The 5,434-nt window shown below is 39.4% G+C and carries 4 protein-coding genes and 1 other annotated feature; all 4 genes read left to right on the top strand.

The annotated features are described in order from the left end of the window. Positions 1-337: 337 nt before the first annotated feature. The 4 genes from croR (at position 338) to HMPREF9088_RS03965 (ending at position 5,363) form a co-directional block, all read left to right on the top strand. Positions 338-1,027, top strand: coding sequence for a response regulator transcription factor CroR (gene croR / locus HMPREF9088_RS03980; protein WP_007207861.1), 690 nt, complete (start codon positions 338-340; stop codon positions 1,025-1,027). Then, complete coding sequence (locus tag HMPREF9088_RS03975; RefSeq protein WP_007207860.1) at positions 1,017-2,195, top strand: sensor histidine kinase; 1,179 nt, start codon at positions 1,017-1,019, stop codon at positions 2,193-2,195. Before croR ends, HMPREF9088_RS03975 begins: the two co-directional genes overlap by 11 nt. 34 nt (positions 2,196-2,229) lie before the next feature. Continuing rightward, positions 2,230-2,427 (top strand) — a binding site (T-box leader). A 57-nt stretch (positions 2,428-2,484) separates the two neighbouring features. Beyond that, positions 2,485-3,765 carry a serine--tRNA ligase gene (gene serS / locus HMPREF9088_RS03970; protein ID WP_007207859.1) on the top strand — a complete coding sequence of 427 codons (1,281 nt, stop codon included), beginning with the start codon at positions 2,485-2,487 and terminating at the stop codon, positions 3,763-3,765. Positions 3,766-3,911: 146 nt separating this feature from the next. Further along, a complete protein-coding gene (locus HMPREF9088_RS03965; protein WP_007207858.1) occupies positions 3,912-5,363 on the top strand; it encodes a polysaccharide deacetylase family protein in 1,452 nt (483 codons plus the stop codon). The last annotated feature ends 71 nt before the right edge of the window (positions 5,364-5,434 follow it).

Genomic DNA, 5,434 nt, shown 5'->3' with positions numbered 1-5,434 from the left:
GCTCGTCAACACTTTTTAAAAATAAAATTTCAAATGAAGCTCTCTTTTTAAGACGTCTATTAATATAACAAGTTTTTTAAGATTAGTCAACTGAAATCCTTGATAGACCAACGTTCGTGTACCATTCTTGATTTTCAAGTTTCCCTCTCCATTCATTCGTTTTCTTCTTATTTATAGTCAACTTATAGACTTGAATGGAAATTTTCGTTCGGAAATAAACCTTTACTGTTATTTTTATTAATATCTCTTAAATTTTTTAATCAAATTTTTCTATTCTTACTTTTGATGATACACTATACATAAATGAATGGAACAATGATATAGGAGGAGTTTGTACATGAAGATTTTAGTCGCTGATGATGATAAAGAGATCGTTGAACTATTGAGTATTTATTTAAAAAATGAAGGGTATGAGCCAATTCAAGCATATAACGGTCGTGAAGCTCTTTCGAAAGTTCGAACCATCAATGATATTGAACTATTAATTTTAGATATCATGATGCCTGAAGTAGATGGCATGCAGGTCGTAAAAATTTTACGAAAAGAATCGCAACTCCCTATTATTTTGCTAACTGCTAAAACAACGGATATGGATAAAATCAAAGGATTGGTTGCTGGTGCGGACGATTACGTGACAAAACCTTTTAATCCATTAGAAGTAATGGCTCGCGTGAAGTCACTTTTGCGTCGCAGTACCATGCAAGTAACGGCGGATCAACCTGATGTACTTGAAGTAAGTTCTCTTATTATTAATCGTGATTCACATGAAGTAAAGACATTAGATGGAAAGGACATCCAATTAACAGCTCTTGAATTTGGTATTCTCTACCTGCTTGCTTCTCATCCGAATCGTGTTTTCAGCGCGGACGAAATTTTTGAACGTGTTTGGAAACAAGAAAGTGTCGTTTCCGCAAAAACAGTGATGGTTCACGTCAGTCATCTGCGGGATAAAATTGAAGAAGCAACCGGTGGCGAAAAAATTATTCAAACGGTCTGGGGTGTAGGTTACAAAATTGATGCGAAATGATTCTCATAAACGTGTCGTATTAACTTCCAAGGAAATTAGCGAGCTATTTGCAGAAGCAATCGTGACCATCGTCTTACTTCTACTATTAAATGTCGCAATTGTCGTCATTCTTTCAAACTTGGTAAATAGTGCCCCCTCTTTACAAGATGCGGTCTTCCAAGCACGGTTTATCTTTGCGGAAAACTTCAAGACAGATATTTTTTTGAATGCTCGCTATATTTTATTTCCACTCTTTCTACTATTAGATGGTATTGTGCTGTATTGGCGCTTGATCCGTCGTTACCATCAAATGCAGCTACGTCACATTATTAGTGAACTGCACTACATTGCTGATGGAAACTACGACCACCGCATCCCCTTTGAACTAAGCGGTGACCTTAACCGTGTCGTGACCAGTGTCAACGGCCTAGTGGATAGTACGGTTGCTGCCATTGAAGATGAGCGCCGGATTGAAAAGTCTAAGGATGAATTAATCACCAATGTCAGCCACGATATTCGCACACCACTGACGTCAATCATCGGTTATTTAGGTTTAATTGAAGACCGCCAGTATCGTTCTGAAGAGGATTTATTGAAATATACCCACACGGCCTATATTAAAGCCAAACAAATGAAGTCTTTGGTAGACGATTTATTTGAATACACGAAAGTCAGACAGCCAAGTAACCCGCTTCATGTCATTTCATTTGATATGGTGCAACTCATTGAACAATTGGCGGCTGATTTTGAACTAGAAGCGAATAAAAAAGGCATCGCCATTCAGACCGTGGCCAATCCTGAGCAAATGATGATGGATGGCGATACAGAAAAATTGGTACGCGTCTTTAGTAACTTATTAACGAATGCCTTTAAATACGGGAAAAATGCCGATACCATTATCATGTCGGTCGAAAAAGTCGGTACCGAAGCGGTCATTACGGTCAAAAATAACGGCAAAATGATTCCAAAACGGTCCTTAGATCTGTTGTTTGATCGCTTCTATCGCGTGGAAGAGTCGCGCTCACAAGAAACAGGCGGCACAGGATTAGGATTGGCCATCGCGCAAAGCATTGTCGCCCTACATGGTGGCTACATCTATGCCACATCCAATCCGCAGTGGACTTCTTTCATTATTCATTTACCTATTGAAGCGACAAAGCCTCTCACTAAGACAATAGTTGACGAATAATCTATTTTCCGCTATGCTAGAGAAAATTTAATAGTTCAACATTGAACCTAGTACAGATTGTGTCTTTTAAAGAGAGCTAATGGTTGGTGCAAATTAGCATTGAGCAAGACTGGAATCCAGTTCTATTGTATGTATCTTTTGAAAGAAAGATCCTTTTCTCAGGTTACGAGATTTCAAGGGCAGCACTAGGCTGAACTTGGGTGGTACCGCGAATAACTACTTCGTCCCAAGCAATTTTTTCGGGATGGAGTAGTCTTTTTTTATACAATTAAGCTAAGGAGGAACAAAAATGTTAGACATTAAAGTGATTCGTCAAAACATTGAACAAGTAAAAGAAAAATTAGCCACGAGAGGCGTCGCTGAAGACAAAATCAACGAATTTGTCGGACTGGATGAAGAACGCCGCCGTTTATTGGTCGAAACAGAAGAACTAAAAAAACACCGTAATGATGTCTCTGCCGAAATCGCCCAACTAAAAAGAACCAAAGAAGACGCAACCGAAAAAATTGAAGAAATGAAGCAAGTCGGGCAAAAAATTAAAGAACTTGATGGCACTTTAGCGACGATTGATGAAAAATTAACGCAAATAGCTGTTACTTTGCCAAATATTCCTGATGACAGTGTACCTATTGGTGCGGATGAAGAGGACAATGTTGAAGTACGTCGTTGGCATAAAACGCGTGAATTTGACTTTGAACCAAAACCCCATTGGGAAGTAGCGGAAGATCTTGGTATTCTCGACTTTGAACGTGGTGCAAAAGTTTCAGGTAGCCGTTTTGTCTATTACAAAGGTCTAGGTGCTCGCCTAGAACGCGCCCTTTACAACTTTATGCTGGATCTCCATGTCTATGAACAAGGCTACACAGAAATGATTACCCCTTATATTGTAAACAGTCAAGCAATGTTTGGTACAGGACAATTTCCAAAATTCAAAGAAGATGTCTTCCAACTAGAAAATACCGACTTAACACTTATCCCAACTGCTGAAGTTCCTTTGACCAATTTTTACAGTCAAGAAATTTTGGATGAAAAAGATTTGCCCATCTACTTTACCGCACTAAGCCCTTCTTTCCGTTCTGAAGCTGGTAGTGCTGGTCGTGATACTCGCGGATTAATCCGTCTACATCAATTTAACAAAGTAGAAATGGTTAAATTCAGTGATGCGGATCATTCATATGAAGAATTAGAAAAAATGACTCAAAATGCAGAAGAAATTTTACAAAAACTAGAACTTCCTTACCGTGTCGTTGCCCTTTCTACTGGGGATATGGGCTTCTCTGCAGCGAAAACATATGACTTAGAAGTATGGATTCCTGCCCAAAATACGTACCGCGAAATCAGTTCTTGTTCAAATACCGAGGATTTCCAAGCGCGCCGTGCCATGATTCGTTACCGCGACAGCAATGGTAAAATCCGCTATGTCCATACATTAAATGGCTCAGGCTTAGCCGTTGGACGCACTGTTGCAGCTGTCTTAGAAAACTACCAAAATGCAGACGGTAGCGTGACAATCCCTGACGTACTTGTAAAATACATGGGCGGACTGACAAAAATTACTAAAGAAGCCTAAGCCTAGCTTTTCTGACTGCTTCTATTTATCCAGATAATCAAAGACTTCATCTTTTGGCTTTTAATCGCTTAAAAGATGAAGTCTTTTGTATTTATTTTACAAAAATGTTACAATTATTTCTATGATATTTCACTTTGGAGGAAATTATGTCAGAAAAATTTCGTAGCCACACCAAAAAGACAACATCAAAGCAAACCGTTGCTTTTTTAACAAATAAATGGACGTTTATCGGATTACTCGTGCTGTTACTGGGGATTATTCTACCTGCTAGTTTTTACTTAATTGCTACAGTCAACCAAGAAACCATCGCCAAACAACAAGCAGCTGCTAAATCTCAACTGATTAGTCAAGCCAAACAATCTTATTTCCAAAAAGAGTCGGCCATACAAGTTACTGATGAAAAAAGTTATGCTGTCGACTTACGTGATACCGCTATTCCTAGCAATATCAAAGAAGAGATCACCAGTCAATTTCAAACAATCACCAAAAAATGGAATAAAAACAGTGATAATTTTTGGCTTTCTTATATCCACGTCCAGTCCTATGCGCCAAACGCCAGCAAAGTCCAAGCCGGCATTACACACTATCAATGGAATATTCGGAAAAAAGCTTTCGTCCAACAACAGCAAAAAAAAATAAAGACGATCTACATTCAAGCACAAACAGGTGCACCCATTACTAGTCAACTGCTCTTACAAAATAACGAACAAAATCTAGCCGTCATTCGTACGTTGGCCCAACAAGCCTTACTCGATCAAGCAAGCAATCCAAAAGCCATACTCGATGACGTGCTCGCAATCCCAGCTTTTACATGGCAAACGCCCATCACCTATTCACCCAAAGAATTGACGGTGACAGTTGCTAAGCAAGGTGCCTTAGAAGAAACAACCGTGCATTTACCCTATACTACACAACTTGCGACCGCCCTTGATTTATCGTATCTTGATCCAAGTTTGGCACAGTCGTTGACACCAAAAAACGAAGAAAATCAAAAACAAATTGCCCTAACCTTTGATGATGGCCCTGACCCAAATACAACACCCGCTATATTGGACACATTAAAGGATAACAATGTCCATGCCACCTTCTTCCAATTAGGCAGTAACTCCGAGCGCTACCCAACACTCGTCAAACGAGTAGCGGATGAAGGACATGAAATTGGCAGCCATACCTATCACCATTACAAATTGCCAAGCTATCCACTAGCTACCATTCAAAAAGAGCTGACAGATACAGACAAGGCAATTTATCTTGCTACTGGCAAACTACCTAAACTCGTACGTCCTCCCTATGGTGCAGTGAATGCCACCGTAGCCCAAACAGCAGGACGACCAATTATTCAGTGGGACGTTGATTCTAGAGATTGGGCAAGTAAAGATGTTGAAAAAACACTCACGCAAATTCAACAAACGATTATTGATAATGGCATTATTCTCATGCATGATATTCAGCCAAGTACCGTCACTGCCTTACCAAAAATTATTCATTGGCTCAAGCAACAAGGGTACCAACTCGTGACCATCGATCAGCTGTTACAATCACAAGAAAAAGCGTATCACGAGTATTTTAGTGCCACTGATGAACGAGCCATTTCATAAAAGAATTTGAACATAGCCACAATAAAAAAGCCAACAAATCCAAAAGTTTGAGAAAACCTTTTGGATTTGTT

This window comes from Enterococcus italicus DSM 15952, from assembly GCF_000185365.1.
In the GTDB taxonomy this organism is placed as follows: domain Bacteria; phylum Bacillota; class Bacilli; order Lactobacillales; family Enterococcaceae; genus Enterococcus_G; species Enterococcus_G italicus.
The sequence above is the reverse complement of the archived record's forward strand: the minus strand, read 5'-3'. Positions and strand labels throughout refer to the sequence as shown.